General features: G+C 60.3%; 16 protein-coding genes. 4 read left to right on the top strand and 12 right to left on the bottom strand.

Going from position 1 to position 20,832, the window contains the following annotated elements; all coding sequences use genetic code 11:
* Positions 1–17: 17 nt before the first annotated feature.
* From ACRQFC_RS01385 to ACRQFC_RS01375, 3 genes are all read right to left on the bottom strand, one after another.
* Positions 18–1,622: an acyl-CoA carboxylase subunit beta gene (locus ACRQFC_RS01385; protein ID WP_234984488.1), complete on the bottom strand. Its 1,605-nt coding sequence runs from the start codon at positions 1,620–1,622 to the stop codon at positions 18–20.
* Positions 1,623–1,720: 98 nt separating this feature from the next.
* On the bottom strand, positions 1,721–3,475 hold the full coding sequence (locus ACRQFC_RS01380; protein ID WP_087070603.1) for an ATP-binding protein: 1,755 nt from the start codon (positions 3,473–3,475) through the stop codon (positions 1,721–1,723).
* 2 nt (positions 3,476–3,477) lie between these two features.
* Entirely contained in the window at positions 3,478–4,461 is a 984-nt protein-coding gene (locus tag ACRQFC_RS01375) for a biotin--[acetyl-CoA-carboxylase] ligase (protein ID WP_087070602.1), read from the bottom strand.
* Positions 4,462–4,745: 284 nt separating this feature from the next.
* On the opposite strand from ACRQFC_RS01375, the gene ACRQFC_RS01370 reads away from it, so the two are divergent.
* Genes ACRQFC_RS01370 through ACRQFC_RS01360 form a run of 3 tightly spaced genes read left to right on the top strand, consistent with a single transcriptional unit; the run spans position 4,746 to position 7,356 of the window.
* Positions 4,746–5,657 carry an ABC transporter substrate-binding protein gene (locus ACRQFC_RS01370; protein WP_087070601.1) on the top strand — a complete coding sequence of 304 codons (912 nt, stop codon included), beginning with the start codon at positions 4,746–4,748 and terminating at the stop codon, positions 5,655–5,657.
* Positions 5,657–6,523, top strand: coding sequence for an amino acid ABC transporter permease (locus ACRQFC_RS01365; protein WP_284883159.1), 867 nt, complete (start codon positions 5,657–5,659; stop codon positions 6,521–6,523). Before ACRQFC_RS01370 ends, ACRQFC_RS01365 begins: the two co-directional genes overlap by 1 nt.
* Before the next feature lie 8 nt (positions 6,524–6,531).
* Complete coding sequence (locus tag ACRQFC_RS01360) at positions 6,532–7,356, top strand: amino acid ABC transporter ATP-binding protein (RefSeq protein WP_087070599.1); 825 nt, start codon at positions 6,532–6,534, stop codon at positions 7,354–7,356.
* Between the two features lie 105 nt (positions 7,357–7,461).
* On the opposite strand, the gene pgi is transcribed toward ACRQFC_RS01360, so the two are convergent.
* Positions 7,462–9,117: a glucose-6-phosphate isomerase gene (gene pgi, locus ACRQFC_RS01355; RefSeq protein ID WP_087070598.1), complete on the bottom strand. Its 1,656-nt coding sequence runs from the start codon at positions 9,115–9,117 to the stop codon at positions 7,462–7,464.
* Positions 9,118–9,273: 156 nt separating this feature from the next.
* Here pgi and ACRQFC_RS01350 point away from each other — a divergent pair, with 156 nt between their 5' ends.
* Complete coding sequence (locus ACRQFC_RS01350; protein ID WP_087070597.1) at positions 9,274–11,541, top strand: 6-phosphofructokinase; 2,268 nt, start codon at positions 9,274–9,276, stop codon at positions 11,539–11,541.
* A gap of 202 nt (positions 11,542–11,743) precedes the next feature.
* On the opposite strand, the gene ACRQFC_RS01345 is transcribed toward ACRQFC_RS01350, so the two are convergent.
* From ACRQFC_RS01345 to ACRQFC_RS01310, 8 genes are all read right to left on the bottom strand, one after another.
* Positions 11,744–12,295, bottom strand: a complete 552-nt coding sequence (locus ACRQFC_RS01345) for a hypothetical protein (protein WP_234984487.1) — start codon at positions 12,293–12,295, stop codon at positions 11,744–11,746.
* A 67-nt stretch (positions 12,296–12,362) separates the two neighbouring features.
* A complete protein-coding gene (locus tag ACRQFC_RS01340) occupies positions 12,363–12,605 on the bottom strand; it encodes a hypothetical protein (protein WP_087070595.1) in 243 nt (80 codons plus the stop codon).
* A 128-nt stretch (positions 12,606–12,733) separates the two neighbouring features.
* On the bottom strand, positions 12,734–12,931 hold the full coding sequence (locus tag ACRQFC_RS01335) for a hypothetical protein (protein WP_234984486.1): 198 nt from the start codon (positions 12,929–12,931) through the stop codon (positions 12,734–12,736).
* 202 nt (positions 12,932–13,133) lie between these two features.
* Positions 13,134–13,376, bottom strand: a complete 243-nt coding sequence (locus ACRQFC_RS01330; protein ID WP_087070594.1) for a hypothetical protein — start codon at positions 13,374–13,376, stop codon at positions 13,134–13,136.
* Between the two features lie 139 nt (positions 13,377–13,515).
* On the bottom strand, positions 13,516–14,466 hold the full coding sequence (locus tag ACRQFC_RS01325) for a LysR family transcriptional regulator (RefSeq protein ID WP_143231867.1): 951 nt from the start codon (positions 14,464–14,466) through the stop codon (positions 13,516–13,518).
* 87 nt (positions 14,467–14,553) lie between these two features.
* Positions 14,554–15,708, bottom strand: coding sequence for a class C sortase (locus ACRQFC_RS01320; protein WP_234984485.1), 1,155 nt, complete (start codon positions 15,706–15,708; stop codon positions 14,554–14,556).
* A 175-nt stretch (positions 15,709–15,883) separates the two neighbouring features.
* Positions 15,884–17,431, bottom strand: a complete 1,548-nt coding sequence (locus ACRQFC_RS01315; RefSeq protein ID WP_087070592.1) for a SpaH/EbpB family LPXTG-anchored major pilin — start codon at positions 17,429–17,431, stop codon at positions 15,884–15,886.
* Positions 17,432–17,589: 158 nt separating this feature from the next.
* A complete protein-coding gene (locus ACRQFC_RS01310) occupies positions 17,590–20,400 on the bottom strand; it encodes a hypothetical protein (protein WP_180948899.1) in 2,811 nt (936 codons plus the stop codon).
* Between the last annotated feature and the right edge of the window lie 432 nt (positions 20,401–20,832).

Here is a 20,832-nt window from a genome sequence, read left to right as displayed (position 1 = left end):
GCGCTCGGGGCGGGCCGCTACATGGGAATATTCCCGTGCCGGCGCTCGCCCGGATGCGAGCAGTCTTTGGTGGCGAGGATGCGCAGGGATTCAATGAGCACCCGCCGGGTATCTTCGGGGGCGATAATGCCGTCCAGCTCCCCGCGTTCCACGGAGAGGAAAGGATTGACATTCTCGCGGGTGTACTCTTCGATGAGCTGCTGGCGCACCGCCGCCACATCCTCACCGTTCTGTTCGGCTTCCCGCAGGCGCCGTCGCCCTGTAATAGCGACCGCGCCCTCGGCACCGAGCACCGCAATTTCCGCACCCGGCCACGCGAAGTTGAGGTCCCCTCCCAGGGACTTCGAACCCATCACGATATAGGCGCCCCCGTAGGCTTTCCGCAACACCACGGTCACGAGGGGCGTCGTCGCATTGGCATAGGACCAGATGAGCTTCGCGCCGCGGCGAATAATCCCGGCCTGTTCCTGTTCGGTGCCGGGCCGGTAGCCGGGCACGTCCACGAGGGTGATGACGGGCACGTGGAAAGCATCGCAGAATTGCACGAAACGCCCGGCTTTTTCGGAGGCGTCCACGTCCAGGGTGCCGGCATCCACGAGCGGCTGATTGGCCACGATCCCAACCGATTGCCCGGCCAGCGCCGCGAATCCCACCACGATGGAACGGGAGAAATGCTCCTGGACCTGCACGAATTCCCCGTAGTCCACGAGGTTCGCGATGACGTCGAGCATATCGTAGGGCTGCTTGGTGGAGGCGGGCACCAGATCGGAGAGGTGGCGGGCGCACTGGGTATCCGTGGCCGTTTCCTCGTAATCCCAACGCGGCAGCTCCGCATCGCAATGCGCGGGCAGGTAGGTGAGGAGGGTGCGGGTGTAATCGAGGGCATCGTCCTCATTCGCGGCCAGGTAGTGGGCCACCCCGGATTGGAAATTGTGGAGAGTGGCCCCGCCCAAGTCATCGAAGGAGACCTCTTCCCCGGTGGTTGCCTTGACGACGTCCGGTCCGGTCACGAACATATGCGCGTTATCGCGCGTCATAATAATGAAATCGGTGAGGGCCGGCCCGTACACCGCGCCGCCCGCGCAAGGCCCCAGAATAACGGAGAGTTGCGGGATAATGCCCGATGCCGCGATTGTTTTCTTGAAGATACGGCCGTATTGAGAAAGGGCGACGACGCCGTCCTGGATGCGGGCGCCACCCGAATCAAGCAGGGAGACCATGGGGATGCGCAGCTCAAGGGCTTTGTCCATGAGGGCAACGATTTTATCGCCCTCGGCCTCCCCCAGTGTGCCCCCGGAGACGGAGAAGTCCTGGGCGTATACCGCCACGAGTTGGCCGTCCACCTGGCCAATTCCGGTCACCACCGCGGCGCCCCGGAAGCCGCGCCCCAGGTTCCCGCCGGCGAACTGCCCGATTTCGGTGAAGCTGCCCTCATCGCACAGTAGGGCGATGCGCTCCCGGGCGGTCTTTTTGCCGTGGGCGTGCTGGCGCTTAGCGGCGCGTTCCTCGGCCTGGCGGGCCAGGTCGTTTTGGTACTGCGCGAAACGCACCCGGTCCACCTGCTGGGCGCTGTGATCCAAGGTTTGCCATTCGTGGGCGGAACGTAATTCAGTCAGCGACATGATTCTCCTTCGCTACTTTCGGGCAGGGGCTCACGTGGTGGCGCATAATCGCGTGCGGGCACGGACGCATAACGCGCGGGCAGGAACTGGGCTGGTTGCTAAGCATCGGCACCCACCACCCGCACGAGGGGTTGGAAGGCCGCCACGGTGGCCCCGGCCCGCACTTCCACGTCGGTCACTTCGCCATCGCGCGGCGAATACACATAACTTTCCATCTTCATGGATTCGAGTACCACGAGCAGATCGCCTTCGTGGACCTTGTCCCCCGGTTCCACCACCACGCGCACCACAATCGCCTGGATGGGCGAGTTCACCATTCCGCTCGGATCGGTCAGATCCTGGGCCGGCATCGCGGTGCGGGAGGCCGCCTGGGAGCGGCGCGGTTGCAGGGTGCGGCGGGCCACGTGTGAGCCGGTGGCGATGAGCGCGGCCGGGAGGGTCATGCGCATGCGCCGCCCATCCACTTCAATAACGAAGGTGTGGCGCGGTTCTTCATCCTTGACGGGTGCCGGGGTGCTGGCGGCCTGGGTATTTTCGTAAGCAGGGAGCACGGTATCTTCCAGCCAGCGGGTAGATGGAATATGCCCGGCGAATTCTTCCATGGCCAGCACATCGCGGTACATGGCGCAGGGTGTGGCCACCCCGGTAATCTGCAATTCCGCGAGGGCGCGGCGCGAGCGGGCAATGGCCTGCTCGCGGTCCGGGGCGGTCACCACGAGTTTGGCGAGCATGGGATCGAAATCGGCGGTCACAATATCGCCTTCTTCAATCCCGGATTCGATGCGCACCCCGTGGCCCAGCGGCCAGCGGATTTTTTCAATAGTTCCGGTGGAGGGCACCATGCCGGTGGCCGGGTCCTCGCAGGTAATCCGGAATTCGAAAGAGTGGGCGCGCGGGGCGGGAACTTCGGAGAGCTCCGCGCCGGAGGCAATGAGGATTTGTTCACGCACCAGGTCCATTCCCGTTACTTCTTCGGACACGGTGTGTTCCACCTGGAGGCGCGGATTCACTTCCAGGAAATTGACCCGCCCATCGGGTTCCACCAGGAATTCACAGGTACCCAAACCCACGTAATCCACCGCTTCGAAAAGCCGGCGCGACCATTCGGTCACGATCGCTTCGGCGTTGCCGGGCAACAGCGGGGCGGGCGCTTCTTCGATGAGTTTCTGGTTGCGGCGCTGGGCCGAACAATCACGAGTGGAAATCACCGCGAAATTCCCGTGGGAATCGCGCGCCGACTGCGTTTCAATATGGCGGGCGGTGCGGATAAAACGCTCCACAAAATAGGAATCCAGATCCGCCCCGTGGGCCGCGAAGAAGCGGTCCAGGTCAGCGGCTTCATTATGGATGGTGATACCGCGCCCACCCCCGCCGTCGGCCTTCTTCGTGACAATCGGGAAACCGAAACGCGCCACGAACTCGTCCACCCCGGCACGCCCCTGCACCGGGTCAGAAACGCCGGGCACCGGGGCCACGCCCACCGATTCGGCCAGCCGGCGCGCCTGGATTTTATCGCCGAGGCGGTGGAGCACCGCGGGGGCCGGGCCGATCCACGTGAGGCCCGCCTCAATAACCGCGGTGGCGAATTCGGGAACTTCGGAAAGAAAACCGTAGCCGGGATGCACGGCGTCCGCGTGGGAACGCTGCGCAATCGCGATGATTTTCTCAATATTCATATAGGTATCGGCGTAGGCGGTGCCCTCCAGCGCGTAGGCGCTATCGGCATCCTCCACGAATTGGGCTTCGCGATCAGCGTCCGCATAGACCGCCACCGCTTTCATCCCCATATCGTGGGCGGTGCGGATCACGCGCTCGGCAATTTCGGAGCGATTGGCAACCAGAATTTTTTTCATCACTACTTTCCTTCCGAGGGCGCAACCCGACCCAGGAGCGAGACTTCTCCGGTGGAAATACGCACGTCACCGGCAGTGGTGGCGACCACGAGGGCGCCGTCGGCTAAAATCTGCACCCCGCGCCCGTGCACCGGAGTATCGCGCGGGCGGTTGACGGTAATGCCCTCGCGCAGGGTTGCGCAGGTGGCATTGAGTTCGGCTAAGAGTCCCGAGCGTTCGGCCGCACTTGCGGAGCGTTCTGCCGCGCTTGCTTCTGCGTCGGTCGCCTCTGCATCGCTCGCTTCCAGGTGACACGCGCGTGTTTCGGGTACGACGGCGCCGCTAGCTGCCGCATTACCTATTCCGCTCTCACAGGCGCTCATGAGGGCGGCCAGCCGGGCCCCGAGCTCGCGCAGGTAGGCGGCGGCCACCTCATCGCGGCTAGGAACCGGGAAGCCGGCGGTGGCTAGCGAAGCCGAGGTGGGGGTAGGAAGTTCCTCGGCGCGCAGCCCCAGATTGATTCCCACCCCGAGCACCACGCCGATATTCCCGGCCGCATCCGTACTCACAACTTCACCGAGCAGCCCGGCCAGTTTCGCGGCGTGCAGGCGGGTAACAATATCATTGGGCCAAGAAATCGCCACGTTGGCCCCGAGCTTTTCGAGGGCGGCGCGGGCGGCCAGGGCCCCGGCGAACGTCACCCAGCTCAGCTCCGCGCGCACTGATTCTGGCACTGCGATGAGCACCGAGAAAAGCAGGGAACCATCTTTGGTGGCGAACCAGGAGCGGCCCATCCGCCCGCGCCCATCGCTTTGTTCATCGGCGATGAGGCCGCACACCAGCCCGGGTGCGGGCATGCCCCCGGAACTGAGCCAGAGTTCGGCCAGGTCATCCTGGGTGGATGTGGTCAGATCGGTATGCAGGAGCGCGGCACCGGGGAGCCCTACCTCCCCCAGCGCGCTCGCGGTACGCGGGAAGAGCACGTTTCCTGAATGCACGTTGCTCACCTCAGCCTTCTTTCCGGCGGGCACTCCGCCGCTAACCTACTAATGCGTAACCTTACGTAATCGTAACTTACGGATTCGTAACATACGCGCTCGTTCGGGGCGCGCCGCCGTTAGTCCCCTCACATCAGCGCCGCACAAAGCCCGAAAATACGCCAAAGCGGCCGTTATCTACCCGCATATTCACATTTTTATACATGCACACGTATATTTACTGGCTATACTTGGGACTGTTCCGAGTAATTTCCACCCGAACACTGAAAAAACATTCACCGTAGGGGAAGAAAATGAAGAAAACAATCGCGCTGCTTGCTGCCGGCCTCCTCACGCTGGGCGCCTGCTCCAATGATGAGGCTGCTTTGACGGATTCCACCGCCGCGGCCGATCCGGGTGAGTCCGGTTTCGCTGTTGATGGCATCGCGGCAGATTCCGCCGTCGCTGCCCTAGTTCCGGCGGATATTACCGCACGCGGGCAATTACGCAACGGCGCGTCTACCGATTACGCCCCCGCGGAATACCGCAAGGCAGACGGGCAGACCCCCACCGGTTACGATATTGACCTCACGCGCGCCATCGCGAAAAAGATGGGACTCGAAGACGGCACCACCACGCACGTGGAATTTGATTCGCTCCTCCCCCAGATCGGAACCAAATTCGATGTGGGCCTGTCCACCTTCACCGTCACCCCCGAACGTGAAGAAGCTTTCAATATGATTACGTATTTCGAGGCGGGTTCCGAATACGGAGTGCCGGCCAAGTCCAGTGATTTCACCCCGGATAACCCTTGCGGTTTCACCATCGGCGTGCAAACGGGCTCCTCCCAGGAGGAAGCCCTCAAGGAAGCCACCGCCGCGTGCGAAGCGAAGGGCGCCAAGCCGATTAAGATTATGTCCCTCCCGGATGTGCCGCAGATCGTGACCCGGGTGGTTTCCGGCCAGTACGATGCTATTTTCGCTGATTCCCCGGTGCTCGGTTACGCGGTGGCTCGTTCGAATGGGCAGCTGAAGACCACGGGTGATATTTATGATTCCGCCCCGGTGGCTATCGCGGTGGCCAAGGACAATCCGGAGCTCGCCAAGGCGGTGCAGGCCGCGCTGCAATCCCTGATGGATTCGGGTGAACTCAAGGAGATCTTCGCGCATTACGGCATTACCGAAGGCGTGCTGAGCACCGCCGAGATCAACCCCCAGGTGCAGTAATGGAGAAGATTCATCCGCAAGCCCGCGTGAAGATGAGCAATATTGTGTGGCTCATCGTCATGGCGGTGCTCGGGGCGATGGCGCTCAATGCGCTCATCACCAATGACGCTTTCCACTGGGATGTGGTGGGGCGTTATCTTTTCGATTGGCGGATCCTGCGCGGTATCGTCTACACCCTGGTGCTGACGGGGCTCGCCATGGTTATTGGCATTATTTTGGCGCTGACCATGGCGGTGCTGCGCGAATCAAGTAACGCGGTGCTGCGCGCGGCTGCCCGCTTCTATATTTGGTTCTTCCGCGGCACCCCGATTTACACCCAGCTCATGTTCTGGGGGCTGCTGCCCTCGCTCTATCAGAAGCTCTCGCTGGGGATTCCTTTCGGGCCGGAATTCTTCACGTTCCAGACCGACCGGGTCATCACCCCGTTTATCGCGGCGATTATCGGGCTAGGCCTCAACGAAGGCGCCTACCTGGCGGAGATTATTCGCTCCGGTTTGGGTGCGATTGACCCGGGGCAGCGGGAAGCCGCGGTGGCGCTGGGAATGCGTTCGGGCACGATTATGCGGCGCATTATTTTGCCACAGGCCATGCGTATTATTATTCCGCCCACCGGGAACGAAACTATCTCGATGTTGAAAACAACGTCGCTGGTACTCGCCGTTCCTTTCACCCTGGACCTCACCTTCGCGGCCCAGGATTTGGGTTCGAAAACCTACCTGCCGTTCCCCTTCCTCGTGGTCGCGGCGATCTGGTACCTGGTTATTACCTCGCTGCTCATGATGGTGCAGCATCGTATTGAACGCCATTTCGCGCGTGGTTTTGACGGACGTACGGCGACGACGGCCTTCCTGGACGTCACCCCCTAAGGAGAACAATGACTCACGCCATGGTGGACGTGTGCGACGTCTACAAATCTTTCGGTGATCACACCGTTCTCAAAGGTGTTAATCTCACGGTGCAGCGCGGTGAGGTGGTGGTGCTGCTCGGGCCTTCCGGTTCGGGTAAATCCACGCTGCTGCGCTGCCTGAACGAGCTGGAAACTATTACGGCCGGGCGGATCTACCTGGACGGGGAGCTGCTGGGGATGACCGAACAGCCCGCCCCCACCGGGTGGCGCGGAATGCTGGCCCGCCGCTCCGGTGCCGTTACTTCGCAAGGGACCTGGCTGCGGAAGCGCACCGAGGCGGAAGTAGCCGCCCAGCGCGCCAAGGTGGGGATGGTGTTCCAGCGTTTCAATCTTTTCCCGCATATGAGCGCGATGGAAAATATTATGGAGGCGCCCGTCCAGGTGGCGCACCGCCCGGAAAAGGAGGCGCGGGCCGAGGCCCTGGAGTTGCTGGAGCGGGTGGGCTTGCGCGACCACGCTAATCATTTCCCGGCTCAGCTTTCCGGCGGGCAGCAGCAGCGGGTGGCTATTGCGCGTGCCCTGGCCATGCACCCCGAGCTCATGCTTTTCGATGAGCCTACTTCGGCGCTCGATCCGGAGCTCGTGGGTGAGGTGCTCTCCGTGATGCAGGATTTGGCGCGCGGGGGCATGACCATGGTGGTGGTCACCCACGAAATCGGTTTCGCCCGGGAGGTGGCCGATAAAGTGGTGTTCCTTGACGAAGGCATGATTATCGACGAGGGCACCCCGGCGCAGGTGATCGATAACCCGCGCTCGGAGCGCACCCGTGATTTCTTCACCAAGGTGCTTTAAACGCAAGTACAAACGGTGCCGGCCACTCCCGTTATTGGGGGTGGCCGGCACCGTTTGTATGTACTGTGCGCTAACTCCGGTGTGCGGCGCTAGTGCCGCACGGCACTACTTCCGGTGGGCACGGTAGTACTCAATGAGCTGGCGGGTGGAAGAATCCTGTGCTTCCAGGGCCGCCGCGTCCCCGCTAATCGCCGGGGTGAGTTCCTTGGCCATCTGCTTGCCCAGTTCCACGCCCCACTGGTCGAAGGAGTCAATGCCCCACACCGCGCCCTGGGTGAAGGTGATGTGCTCGTAGAGCGCAATCAGCTGGCCAAGTACCGAAGGCGTGAGGGCCGGGGCCATAATCGAAGCGGTCGGCTTGTTCCCGGGGAATTCCCGCGCGGTCACGATCTCCTCCGGGGTGCCTTCCGCCCGCACTTCATCCAGAGTCTTCCCGAAGGCCAGAGCCTTGGTTTGCGCGAAGAAGTTGCCGAGGAAGAGCTCATGCTGATCGGCCTCCCCATCCACCAGCGCGAAAACAGGATTCGCGAAGGCGATGAAATCAGCGGGGATGAGCTGGGTGCCCTGGTGGATGAGCTGGTAGAAGGCGTGCTGACCGTTGGTGCCCGGTTCGCCCCAGAACACTTCCCCGGTGTGGGTGGTGACCGGGCTGCCGTCCCAGCGCACCCGCTTGCCGTTGGATTCCATGGTGAGCTGCTGAAGGTAGGCCGGGAAACGGTGCAGGTACTGCGCGTAGGGCAGCACCGCGTGGGTGGCCGCCCCGAAGAAATTGACGTACCAAATATTGAGGAGCCCCATGAGGAGGGGCACGTTTTCCGCGGCCGGTGCGGTGGCGAAATGCTCGTCAATCGTGCGGAATCCGGAGAGGAATTCTTCGAAATGTTCCGGTCCGATGGCAATGGCGAGGGAAAGGCCGACGGCGCTATCCACCGAATAGCGCCCTCCTACCCAATCCCAGAAACCGAAGGCATTGGCGGGCTCAATTCCGAATTCCGCTACCTTCTCCAGGTTGGTGGACACGGCCACGAAGTGCTTGGCCACCGCACCGGGATCTTGGATGCCGCGCGCGGCGAGCTGGGCGAGGAACCAGGAGCGGGCCTGGCGGGCATTGGTGAGGGTTTCCAGGGTGGTGAAAGTCTTGGACGCCACGATGAAGAGCACGGTTTCCGGGTCCACCCCGCGCAGGGTCTCCCCCACATCGGTGGGGTCAATATTGGAAATGAAGCGGCATTCCAGCCCGTCCTTGACATATGGGAGCAGGGCTTCGTAGGCCATCACCGGGCCCAGATCCGAACCGCCAATGCCGATATTGACCACGGTGGTGATGGCCTTTCCGGTCACCCCGCGCCAGCTGCCTTCGCGTACCTTGGTGGCGAAAGCGTACATCCGCTCAAGGACTTCGCGTACATCAGCCACCACATTGTGCCCGTCTACTTCCACGGTGTCATCGGCGGTGCGCCGCAGTGCGGTATGGAGCACCGCCCGATTTTCAGTCACGTTAATCCGCTCGCCGCGCAGCATGGCATCGCGGCGCTGAGCAACCCCGGTTTCTTCGGCAAGTTCCAGCAGTGCATCGCGAACGTCATCATCCAAATAGGATTTGGACAGATCCACGAAAAGATCGCCGGCGGTGAAACTCAGCCGCTCGGCACGCTGGGGATCCGCAGCGAAACGGGCCCGGAAATCAGCGGTGAATCCGTCATGAAGGTCATGCAGCCGCGCCCAGGCGCGCGTGGTTGTGGGGTCAATGGGGTGCGACATGGTTATCCTCATCCTCGAAGTAGTCTTTATCTCGTAGTGTAATCAACTTTGCGGCCTGGCGGCGCTCCGCTACCACATCTCGCGGGCGCGCCGCCGGACTCTAGCACCACACATGAGCCCACCATCTTTGACACAATGATCTTCGGAGGAGGAACCATGTCAGATCACGCAGATCCCGTATCCCTTGCCATTCTTACTTCGGGTGGGGACGCCCCGGGCATGAACCCGGTGGTGCGCGCCGTGGTGCGTACCGCTTTACACGTGGGCGCCCGCCCTTTCGCGATTCGCGAGGGGTGGCGCGGAGCTATCGATAATCTTATTGAGCCGCTGGTCTGGAGCGATGTGTCCTCCATTCTGGATAAGGGTGGCACGGTTATCGGCTCGGCCCGCTCCACCGAATTCCGGGAGCGGGATGGCATGCGGAAAGTGGCCGCGAATCTGGTACGGGCCGGAATTGACCGCCTCGTGGTTATCGGCGGGGATGGTTCCCTCACCGGTGCGGATACTCTGCGCGAACGCTGGAGTGGACTCCTCGAAGAACTGGTAGAAGCCGGGGAGATCGAGGCCGATCTTGCCGCGCGCCACCCTGAACTCCATATTGCCGGGGTGGTGGGTTCCATCGATAACGATATGGTCGGCACCGATATGACGGTGGGAACCAATTCGGCCCTGTGCCGCATCATTGATGCCATTGATGCTCTCACTTCCACGGCCGCTTCCCACCAGCGGGTCTTCGTGGTGGAAGTGATGGGGCGGCGCTGCGGCTACCTTGCCCTCATGGGTGCAATGGCCGGCGGCGCAGATGATGTCATCATTCCCGAGCTTCCCCCCGAAGATGGCTGGGAAGATGCCATGTGCGAAAAGATCCGTTCCGGGCGAGCGGCCGGGCGCCGCGATTCGATTATCGTTGTTGCTGAAGGCTGCATGGATCGGCACGGTGAAAAGATCACCGCCCAGCGCATCCAGGCCGCTATTAAAGAACGCACCGGAGAATCCCCGCGGATCACCGCCCTCGGCCACGTGCAGCGCGGTGGCACCCCGTCCGCTTATGACCGCTGGATGTCTACCCTGCTCGGCTACACCGCTGCCCTAGAGGTGATCCGGGCCGAACCGGGCGAAGAATCCTGCATTATCGGGATTCGTAATAATCGGCTCCAGCGCCTGCCGCTGGTGGAAACGGTTGCTAATACCAAGAAGGTCATCGACTACCTCGAAGAGGGCGATTACGAGGCTGCGGTGCGCTCGCGCGGCACCAGCTTCTCCCGCATCAAGTCCCTTTTCGAAACGCTGTCTTCCCCGCTGGGTGAAGATCGCTACTTCAAGGACGGCTGGCGCCCGCGGGTGGCCGTGCTCCACGCCGGCGGACTCGCCCCGGGAATGAATGCGGCCGCGCGTAGCGCGGTGCGGCTCGGCCTGGATCGCGGTTTTGAAATGCTCGGTGTGGAGGGTGGCTTCCCCGGCCTCATCCGCGGGGATATTCGCCCGCTGAGCTGGGGCGATGTGGATGGCTGGGTTTCGCTGGGCGGCGCGGAACTGGGTACAGCCCGCTCGGTCCTCGGCATCGAGGATTACTTCGGGCTGGCGCGCTCCATTGAAGCCAATGGACTGGACGCGATCATCATGATCGGCGGCCTGGCCGGCTATGAAACCGCGTGGAATATGGCGAAGGAGGCGGACCGCTACACGGCCTTCCGCCTCCCCCTCATCTGCGTGCCGGCCTCGATTGATAACAATCTGCCCGGCCACGATCTGTCCATCGGGGTGGATACCGCGCTCAATACCAATGTGGAGACCATCGATAAGATTCGCCGTTCCGCTTCCGCTTCCCGGCGCTGCTTCGTGGTGGAAACCATGGGCCGTAAATGCGGTTACCTCGCGCTTATGAGCGCACTGTCCACCGGGGCCGAGCAGGTCTACCTCCATGAGACCGGGGTGGATCTGGCGATGCTCACGAAGGAAAGCGAGCGCATGAACCGGGCCTTTGATGGCTCGCGTTCCCTCTACCTGGCTATTCGTAATGAGGATGCGTCCAAGTACTACACCGCGGATCTGCTGCGGCGGGTCTTCCAGCAGGAGGGCCACGGGGCTTTCTCGGTTCGTTCCACGATTATTGGCCACCAGCAGCAAGGCGGTATTCCCACGTCCTATGACCGTACGCTCGCGGTCTCGCTCGCGGCCCTCGCCATTGATGAGGTAACCGCGCAGCTGGAGAAGAAGGAGCGGGTGGGCGCGCGCTATATCGGCCAGCACAATGGCAAGCTGGAGTCCCATCCGATTATGCGCATGGACGAAGAGATGGATATGAAAAACCGGGTGCCGCTGGATCCGTGGTGGATTTCCGCGCTCCCCGTGCTCTACACGGTGGCGGCCCGCGAGGATACCACCCCGCTGGAGCACCTGGCGATTTACGACGATAACCGGTAGTCGCGTTTTCTTATAGCGCGGTGCTTGCGCCGCGCGCGGTGGGGGCGACGACGCCGCTAGCTGGCAGCGCCCCCACCGGCCGCGGCTGCGCACCTACGTGGTGACGGTCCCCACCCAGGAAACCCGGAACGCCTCTCCGCGATTTTCAACGCGGAGATCGATGCGCGCCTCGGCCCGGTCGCATTTTATTAGCGCGGGTGGTTCACTCTTCAAGAGCTTGGAGAGCGGTGGCACGGTGATGCCGCACTACGGATCGCACCTGGATCTGTTCCCAATCCTCGACGCCTTGGTTGAGCGCTTCGCGTGCTTGTGGTGTGCACGCTACCCCGAGCTCGTCAATAACTAAGAGGAGGATTTCTTCCAGGCAGGGCCGGAACCAGCGCCGGCCCATCGTGAAATGAATATCAGCAACGTGGGGAGTACGCGCTTCATTCTTGATGCGCCGGCGCGACCGGCCGGAATGAGTCCCGCCTAGGACTAAAGCGTGTGTCCATTCATCGCGGTGGGAATGGATCTGGATATGGGCGCAAGGAATATTCGAACGTGGTGAGCGAATATAATCCCAGCGCACCAGCGGCTCGCTGCTTTTCGCTCCTCGGATGACCGAGAACGTTGACTCATTAACTCTGAGTAAACCGGTTTCCGGATTAAGGAAAAGCTCGTAATCGAAACGGACGATAAGGAAACGTTCGACGCGAATATCGCCAAACAGGCTTATTGCCGGTGGGTTTTCTTTTCTGAGTGCTTGCCTCACTATCGAAAACCCGGGGTCAATTAGCTCCCCAATCCGCTGTAGATGTGCCGCAAACGCATCGACTCGCTCATCCAAGTGTTCGTTCACCACGGCACAACTCCTCGAAGCGATCTAAGCCTTTCATTTCAACATAAGCATCAGACTCTTTTGGTCCAAGCTGGTAGTTATCGGCGCGCCAGTCGAATTCTTCCCGGGTCATTCTGACCTCGCGCAAGATTTCCTCCTTGCGCTCGAGAATCTCTTCCAGCGAATCGTAAACACGATCCGGAAAATACAACCGGTCCTCGTAAATATCCTCGTAAATATCCATGTGTCTCACTCCTTCAATCGCCTCATGGCGGAGTAGTTGCTTGTGCTTATTCGTTATTTTCGCATGGTGCCAAGCCACGGCCTAGGAATTCCTTAGCTGCCTCAGCACTGGGGTACCGGAAATCTGGGCTACTTTTCGAGTGTTGCCAATACTCGGGCTGCGGTGGCGGGCTTGTTACGGATCACGGCTTCCAGCTGGATTTCCTCCCAATCCTCGATGCCTTGGTCGAGTGCTTTGCGTGCCCGGGGTGTGCACGCTACCCCGAGCTCGTCAATGACTAAGAGGAGGATTTCTTCCAGGCAGGACCGGAACCAGCGCCGGCCCACCGTGAGATGAATATCGGCAATGTGGGGCGTGCGGGCCTCGTTCTTGATGCGCCGGCGCGACCGGCGGGAATGAGTGCCACCCAGGACCAGGGCGTGTGTCCATTCATCGCAGTGGATTTTTGATCGTCTGTTTTATCAGCGAAAAGCCGGGGCGATCAGCTCCCCGAGCCGCTGTAGATGTGCCGCAAAATCATCGGCACGCTCATCCAATAGTGCGTTCACCACGGCAATACTCCTCAAAGCGGTCCAGGCCTATCATCTCGAAATAAGCGTCGGACTCTTTTGGTCCGAGCTGGTAGTTATCGGCACGCCAGTCGAATTCTTCCCGGGTCATTCTGACCTCACGCAAGATTTCCTCCTTGCGTTCGAGGATTTCTTCCAGCGAGTTGTAAACACGATCCGGAAAATACAACCGGTCCTCGTAAATATCCTCGTAAACATCCATATGTCTCACTCCTTCAATTGTGTAGTTTCGGGTGGTTTCCCGTCCTTCTCCGTCATTCTTGCATGATACGGAAGCACAGCAAAGAGCCAGTTACAACTCTGTGGACAAAGGGGACATTTCGCGATTCTGTGGATAACTTCTAGCCGGCTGCGCTCCCGCCGGCAGCGCTCCCATCGGCCGCGGCTGCGCGTACTGCTTCCAGGAATATCTCCCCCACCCGGCTCAGGCGTGCTTGTTTATCCCAGGCAAGCACGCAGGTCAAGCCGACCAACCAATCCAGCGGGATAAACACCAGGCCCGCACCGGCAGCCGCCACTCCCGACCCGGCACCAGCGTTCCCGCCCAGCCCCGCGTTCCCGCCCAGTGCCATATTCTCCAGCACGATAGCCTCACCAACCCCGGCCTCGACCATCACCCGAGCCCCGCGGCTCGTCCCGTAACGGCCCACTACCGTCAGCTGGTTTTCCTTATCCAACCAATACCCCAGCTCCCGGCTACGCTCCTTCGGCATAATCAACGACCGCTGAGTAATATCCGCCCGGCGAACCGTCCCGCGCCCCACCACGTCACTATCCGTACGCACCAACAACCCCCACCGGTCCTCACCGCGAAGCGCGAGAGTCTCCCAGGCCGTGCAATCCCAAGAATCATCGAGCACCGCGAAAGACGCAGTCCCCTCACCGATCATCCGGGTAGCCGCTTCACGCCCGCAGAGCGTGACCTGGAAACTAATGCCCGGGTATCGTGCCCGCACCTGACCCATCACCGGCGCCAGGCTATCTAAGGCGCTGCTTTCCCGACCCGCAATCACGATAGTGCCCTGCGGGTTATCCTCCAGATTCTGAAGCTCGGCCACCGTGCTATCCACGAGCCCGAGGATCTGGTGGCTACGTTCCACCAGGTAACACCCGGCTTCGGTGAGTTCCCTCCCGCGCCCGACCCTGCGGGTAAGTTGCTGGCCGACTTCTTCTTCCAAAAGCTGGATACGTTTCACGACCGCCGCGGTCGTACACCCGCACTTGCGGGCCACCGCGTCCATGGTCCCCAGTCGTGAATAAAGAATGAGGGTTTCTAATAATTCCAGTCTCACACCGGTACCTCGTTGTATGTCGTGATGCTAAAGGTTGAGATAGTTGAGTAATGTACGACGCCGCAGCTCCCCGCCGCGTGCTGTCGGTTAGCGGAGCATGTGCCGGGGCAACATATCCCGCCTGGAGTCCTCCCCACGCCGGGCGAGCGCGGACCTGGCCACCAGGAACGCAAACAGCAAAGATATAAGGATGGCGAGCACGAAAAGGGTCATCCACCACGACCATTGCAACCCATCCACCGCCGGCACCTCCACCGGGTCAGGCAACACCCGCTCACCCGTCACCAACAGGCGATGCGAATTCACCCCGTACGGAGTACACGTTAGAAGAGTGGCTAGGTCACGCCCCGGTACACGTACCAGCAGGCTTGGGTCGTGAGGGTCGACGACGTCTACTCTGACCACGCGATACCCAAACACTTGACCCTGGATTTCGAAGAAGAACTCGTCCCCGATACCCAGATCAGTGAGCCGGTCGAACATGGTAGAGGTCGGTAGGCCAGTATGAGCCGTCACCACACTATGCCGGTTTATACCGCCTACCGGTATATCGGTCCCGAACATATGCCCTGCACCCCGCTGGAGGGTTTCCGGGGAGGTCCCGTGGTAGATCGGGAGTTTCACCCCGATCTTCGGGATTTTCACGATCCCCATAATTCCATCCGGCTGATCAAGAACCCGAGCATATTCCTGATAGGCGGGTAGGTCGGTGGCAATGTCGTCAAGATAAGGGTCAAGAACCGCCATCCCCTGGTGGCTCGCGTTATAGGCGTGAGCACGCTCAATATAAGAGTTGCGTAGTTCCTGGGATTGGGTATTCACTTGGCCCTCGTAGGCACGGGAGACTACTTTGGATTGCCAGTTATTCCACACCGTCGAAGTAACCGGATAAGCCAGGCACAGGATCCCGATGAGGATCATGGCCAGCGGGGAGAGCCGGCGTTTATCCTCTTTCGGGTCGGTGTAGAAGAGCAGGCTCGCCAGCCCACTTTCCTCACCCACGCGCGCCGCCCGCCGCCCGCGAGCCACACCAGCGGCAGGGCCGCGCTGCGCCTTGGGTTCCACATGATGTGCTGCTGGAGCAGGTTCGGGTTCCACATGAAGTGCCGTCTTAGGCACCGCATTGGATTCCACTCTGGGTTCTGCCCTAGGTGCCGTCCTGGATTTCGTTTCGGGAGCTGGGGTGGGTGTCGGGGTATTGAGGGCACGCCGCCCACGCACCGGGCCCGTTTCACCTGTCACGTACCTACCCCCTCCCTGGCGTGGCCTTTCCTTGCGCTAGCCGTGCAATTCGTATTGCGCTACTCGTGCAGAATTAACTTGCGCTTGATAGATTGTGGGGCCAGTCGGACTGACCGGCCCCACAACCTTCGTTACCTACTCAGGCTGGCAAACCTGAACCGTTAGTTTTTCCTGTTTAGGCGTTGTTTTTACGCGAACGCAGGTGCGTCACCGCGCCACTCGCCACTAGGCCAGCACCAAGGAGGGCGAAGATACCCACCCCGATAGCACCGGTCTTAGGCAGGTCGAACCACTTACCAGAGTCCTTTGTCGGCACGTTCTTAATACCGGTCTTGTGAACCTGGTCAGGGGCATCGGTTACGGTTACTTCAGTGATCTCATCCGAGCGGATGAACTTCGCGGGGGCTTCCACCTCAACCACGTAGAAAGCCTCACCCTTCTTCGCCTTAAACTTCGGGGTCAAACCATCATCGCCGGTCACCTTGGTACCGAAACCAACCGAAGCACCGGTGCACTGGGCGCGATCCTTCTGGGCCACACACTTCTCTGCATCTGCCTTGCTGGCGAAGGCCACGAACTTCGCACCCGCAAGCACGCTTCCATCCGACGCATCAGTCTTGGCGATCTGGAAATCATAGAACTCAATAGTCGGGAACGGATTCGGGCCAGGACCCGGCTCCGGGCCAGGGCCAGGGGTCGGCCCGGGTTCGGGAACAATCGGGCCAGGGGTCGGCTCACTATCCGAGTGCCCGGGGATGAAACCAAACTTATTGGAAACCGAATCAAGAGCAAGATCAGCCTTGAGGGTGAAGGTCAGGTCCACGGTCACCACCGGAGCTTCCGAAGCAGTCGCCTTACCAGCAATAGTGGTCAGACCCTCGTCGGTGAAGTTCACCTGGAGGCGAGTACGCCCAGCTTCCACACCATCAGTAGAGGTAGCAAGGTTGTACTGAGATTCCGCAATTACTTCGCCGTTCACTTTGACAGCCTTGACCGCGGTCTTATCAATCACGGTGTAAGCATCAGTCATCGCATCGTCGAAAACCGCGAAGCCCTTGATATCAGCCCCAGTGATTGGGCCCTTCTTATTCAAAGTCGCCGAAATCGTGTAGGAAACATCATCGCCCGCACCCACAACCTGTTCGAAAGCACCAGTCTTCTTCACCAGGTCACGAACATCCGTATTCTTTGGGGTGACCGAAACATCATAGGTGTATTTCTGGTCAGCGGAAGAGGTGCCGGTGATTTCCGGGACCGTCATAAAGAACGGCTTAATATCCGAGGTATACCCAGCCGGAACCTCAGACTCCACAACCTTGTACAACCCGAGCGGCAGGTCCGCGAAAACAGCCTGCCCCTCGCCGGCGGTTTTCATCTTGTGAACGACGGTCGTGCTGAGCTTAGCCTTCGGGTTATCAGGATTCGCGTTCAGGTCCTTGATTGAACCCGCCACGGTTTCCCAATCAGCCATTTTCTTCATATCACCAAGGGTGACATCCCCAAGGGCATCCACCTTCGTGACCGTGAACTCGGCCCCGTTAACCGGCTTCTTCGTTGCGGCGTCCTGCTTCGTGATTGTAATCGACCCCGTTGTAGGAGCACCCGTAGCCCACGGCGCAACCGGATCACTTGTCGGTGCGGCGTTAGCTGCCCCGATACCCATTCCCGTCAGTGCCAGCGCACACGCCGCCACCAACGCTCTTAATGACTTCTTACGAGCCATACTTTTTCCTTCCCAATAATTTCAGCACCACAAGAAGTACTGACCAACACGCCAGGCCAACGCCAAGCGCTTATCGTTGAACTTGCTAAAAAACCTGCCCCTCATTCGGGCCTACCCCATCGTTTTCCCGATACCGGGTAAGGGATGGGTGTATCGGTTCACGCGCGGCGGCCCACCCCCTTCTTCCTACGGGTCTGAGCCCACCACCAGCCACCGGTGACCCCCACGATCAGGAGCGCACCCAGGCCGGCCGTACGGTTCATTCCAGCCCCACCCGTCTTCGGAAGCGCGGGCTGCACAACCTCCACACTCAAAGGCTTGCGCGCCCACCCCACACCTTCCACAGCGTTAGGCCCATTAGCCGCACCGGTGAGCGGGTCGATAGTGATACCGGGTTTCGTGGCATACACCCAACACCGATACGTGCCGAGCTCGGCCTGGGTGGCATTACCATCCACCTCACCAACCGTCCGGGCACCATTCCCTGCAAGCTCAACGCCATCAGGTGCTTGCTTCACGCGCACCAACTCCACACCCACAGGCAAGGCATTCTGATCCGTATCAGCCTGTCCGTCGTGTTTCGGGGCGCACACGGTTTGCAGGCTGATCAGCCCCGCATCCGTCGTAGAGGTGGCCTCCACGCTTAGCGGCTCAAGAACCGGTTGGCCCTTCACCACTGTGAGGGTGTCTTTAGAAACCGTGAGGGCAACATTCACGCATTCCCCAAGCTCGCGCTCATCCATATCCCGCTCACGCGTCTCAGTCTTCTTCGAAGCCTTCGCGGTATCCAAAACCCACTGGCGTTTACCCGAGTCCCACTTAGGCGGGGTCGTCGTCACCGTTCTGGATTGCGTAACCTTGCGGGTGTTGCAGTCTTTGGAGCCGTCTACCCAATCCGAATGTGTGACTTGAACCGGGAGCCTCGGAGTACACGCCTGATGCTCAGCGTCATTCATATCCCGCTCACGCGTTTCAGTCTTTGTCGACGACGCAGCCGTGTCCAAGACCCACTTCCGCTGGGAAGAGTCCCACTTAGACGGGGTCGTCGTCACGGTACGCGACTGCGTGACCTTGCGGGTGTTGCAGTCTTTGGAGCCGTCAACCCAATCCGAATGCGTGACTTGAACCGGGATCCGAGGAGTACACGCCTGATGCTCGTCATCGTTCATCTCCCGCTGGCGGGTTTCAGTCTTTGTCGACGACGCAGCACTATCCAAGACCCACTTCCGCTGAAAAGAGTCCCACTTAGAAGGTGTCGTCGTCACGGTGCGAGACTGCGTGACCTTACGAGTGTTACAGTCCTTCGCCCCATCAACCCAATTAGTAGCGGTCACCTGAGCCGGCGGCTGCGGGCTACACGCCTTGTGCTCACCGTCATTCATGTCACGCTGGCGCGTCTCGGTCCGCTTGACCGCCTTACCGGTATCAGGCACCCACTTGCGCTGCGACGAGTCCCACTTATGCGGGGTCGTGGTCACGGTGCGCGACTGCGAAACCTTCCTGGTGTTACAGTCCTTCGCACCGTCAACCCAGTTCGTTGCCGTCACTTGGGGATTCGGCTGCGGCGTACATGCACGATGCTCGCCGTCATTCATCTCGCGTTGACGGGTTTCAGTCTTCTTGCTCGCTTTCGCGGTATCGAGGACCCACTGACGTTTACCCGAGTCCCACCGATGCGGAGTCGTTGTCACCGTGCGCGACTGCGAAACCTTGCGGGTGTTGCAATCCTTCGCACCATCAACCCAATCCGTCGAGGTGACTTGGGCCGACGGCTGCGGTGTACATTGCCTATGCTCGCCGTCATTCATATCCCGCTGACGCGACTCGGTCTTCTTCGAGGCCTTGCTTGTGTCGAGAACCCACTTACGCGAACCAGAATCCCACTTATAGGGCGTTGTCGTCACCGTCCGGGACTGCGAAACCTTCCTGGCGTTACAGTCCTTCGCACCATCAACCCAATCCGTTGCCGTGACTTGGGCAGGCGGCTGCGGCGTACATGCACGATGTTCCCCATCGTTCATATCCCGCTGACGCGACTCAGTCTTCTTACTTACTTTCGCGGTGTCGAGGACCCACTGACGCTTACCGGAGTCCCACTTATATGGAGTCGTCGTCACGGTACGCGACTGCGTAACCTTCCTGGTGTTACAGTCCTTCGCGCCATCAACCCAGTTAGCAGCAGTCACCTGCGGATTCGGCTGCGGCGTGCATGCGCGATGCTCGCCGTCATTCATATCCCGTTGGCGGGTCTCGCTCTTCTTCGAAGCCTTGGCGGTGTCGAGGACCCACTGACGCTTACCGGAGTCCCACTTATACGGGGTCGTCGTCACGGTACGCGACTGCGACACCTTACGGGTATTACAGTCCTTGGCCCCATCAGCCCAATTCGTCGCGGTGACTTGAGCAGGCGGCTGCGGAGTGCATTCACGATGTTCCCCATCGTTCATATCCCGTTGACGCGTCTCAGTCTTCTTGCTCGCTTTCGCGGTGTCGAGGACCCACTTACGCTTGCCGGAATCCCACTTATAGGGTGTCGTCGTCACGGTACGCGACTGCGACACCTTACGGGTATTGCAATCCTTGGCACCATCAACCCAGTTAGTTGCCGTCACCTGAGCCGGAGGCTGCGGACTACACGCGCGATGCTCGCCATCATTCATATCACGCTGGCGCGTCTCGGTCTTCTTAGACGCCTTGCTCGTGTCTAGAACCCACTGGCGTTTACCCGAGTCCCACTTATGCGGGGTCGTGGTCACGGTACGCGACTGCGAAACCTTCCGAGTATTACAATCCTTCGCGCCATCAACCCACGCAGTTGACGTCACCTGGGCCGGCGGCTGCGGCGTACAAGCACGATGTTCCCCATCATTCATGTCACGCTGACGCGACTCAGCCTTCTTCGAAGCCTTGGAGGCGTCGAGAACCCACTTCCGCGCGGAAGAATCCCACCGATACGGAGTCGCTGTCACGGTCCGGGACTGCGTGACTTTCCGGGTATTACAATCTTTCGCACCATCAACCCAGTTTGTAGCAGTCACCTGCGGCTTCGGCTGCGCAGGCTTTTCTTTTACGGTTACGGTTGAGGGGACAAACTTTAATGAGTAGGTAGAAAGCGCCTCGCGCTTGAGGCGCAGTCCTCCCTGGCTGATCGGATATTCACCCGGGCCCAAACCATTTGAATATGTTGTTTCCAGTTGACCTTCGAGTTGGTTTTCAACACCCGCAGGCAACACGGTATACGTCAGAGATGGTAGTTGTTCGTCGGTGTAGATGGTGATCGGGTTCGCACTCACCATAATCCTGTCACGGTCCGCCGGACGAATGGAGAGTGTCTAATGGTTTGTGTGTGAGGGTGAAAACCACCTAGGAGATAAACCAGAATGACTACCGTGAAACAAGAC

The sequence above is a fragment of the Actinotignum inguinis genome (assembly GCF_051265835.1).
GTDB classification, from domain to species: Bacteria; Actinomycetota; Actinomycetes; order Actinomycetales; family Actinomycetaceae; genus Actinotignum; species Actinotignum timonense.
The sequence above is the reverse complement of the archived record's forward strand: the minus strand, read 5'-3'. Positions and strand labels throughout refer to the sequence as shown.

Excerpts from the sequence above, each read along its gene's own strand:
- ACRQFC_RS01385 (WP_234984488.1), bottom strand. The coding sequence starts at position 1,622 with ATGTCGCTGACTGAATTACGTTCCGCCCACGAATGGCAAACCTTGGAT.
- ACRQFC_RS01380 (WP_087070603.1), bottom strand. The coding sequence starts at position 3,475 with ATGAAAAAAATTCTGGTTGCCAATCGCTCCGAAATTGCCGAGCGCGTG.
- ACRQFC_RS01370 (WP_087070601.1), top strand. The coding sequence starts at position 4,746 with ATGAAGAAAACAATCGCGCTGCTTGCTGCCGGCCTCCTCACGCTGGGC.
- ACRQFC_RS01365 (WP_284883159.1), top strand. The coding sequence starts at position 5,657 with ATGGAGAAGATTCATCCGCAAGCCCGCGTGAAGATGAGCAATATTGTG.
- ACRQFC_RS01360 (WP_087070599.1), top strand. The coding sequence starts at position 6,532 with ATGACTCACGCCATGGTGGACGTGTGCGACGTCTACAAATCTTTCGGT.
- pgi (WP_087070598.1), bottom strand. The coding sequence starts at position 9,117 with ATGTCGCACCCCATTGACCCCACAACCACGCGCGCCTGGGCGCGGCTG.
- ACRQFC_RS01350 (WP_087070597.1), top strand. The coding sequence starts at position 9,274 with ATGTCAGATCACGCAGATCCCGTATCCCTTGCCATTCTTACTTCGGGT.
- ACRQFC_RS01340 (WP_087070595.1), bottom strand. The coding sequence starts at position 12,605 with ATGGATATTTACGAGGATATTTACGAGGACCGGTTGTATTTTCCGGAT.
- ACRQFC_RS01330 (WP_087070594.1), bottom strand. The coding sequence starts at position 13,376 with ATGGATGTTTACGAGGATATTTACGAGGACCGGTTGTATTTTCCGGAT.
- ACRQFC_RS01315 (WP_087070592.1), bottom strand. The coding sequence starts at position 17,431 with ATGGCTCGTAAGAAGTCATTAAGAGCGTTGGTGGCGGCGTGTGCGCTG.